Origin of the sequence: Flavobacterium panici (assembly GCF_903819335.1) — a bacterium.
GTDB classification, from domain to species: Bacteria; Bacteroidota; Bacteroidia; order Flavobacteriales; family Flavobacteriaceae; genus Flavobacterium; species Flavobacterium panici.
In genome coordinates, this window is sequence record NZ_CAIJDE010000007.1 from 1 (window position 1) to 582 (window position 582).

At 31.1% G+C, this 582-nt stretch carries 1 protein-coding gene; it reads left to right on the forward strand.

The window, feature by feature from the left end; genetic code table 11:
* The coding region (locus tag FLAPXU55_RS00060) for a transposase (protein ID WP_180855859.1) at positions 1-582 on the forward strand (582 nt) is incomplete at both ends.

Below are 582 nucleotides of genomic sequence, written 5' to 3' on the forward strand. Positions count from 1 at the left end.
AATTATCAAGAAAATAGAGAATGGAAACCAAGTTCGTGCTCCATTAAAAAAATAAAAATACTATTGACCGAAAGAGCTTTAAGAATAAAAATCAAAAAGCAGCTTATGGTTCAGCAGCATGATTACAAATTAATGAAAGGCATTGGATTGGACAAAGAGCTAAAAAGTCTAAATGTAAAACTCATTAAAAATATTGAGGGACAAATTAAGGTTATTGAAAATGATATTGAAGAAGTAATCCATAATGATGAAAACCTAAGCTATCAGCAGAAACTGATAAAATCTGTTCCTGGAGTAGGTCAGGTTTTATCTTGGACATTATTATCAAAAACAGAAGGATTTACAATTATAACCGATCCAAGAAAAATGGCATGTTACAGCGGAGTTGTACCTTTTGATTTTCAATCCGGAACCTCATTAAAAAGAAGGCCTGGAGTATCAATGCTTGCTGATAAAAATTTAAAAACTATTCTGCATCTGGCCGCAATGAGTGCAATTAGATTAGATAATGATCTGAGAAGATATTACATTAGAAAAATTGATGAAGGAAAAAATAAAATGAGTGTTTTAAATGCTGTGAGA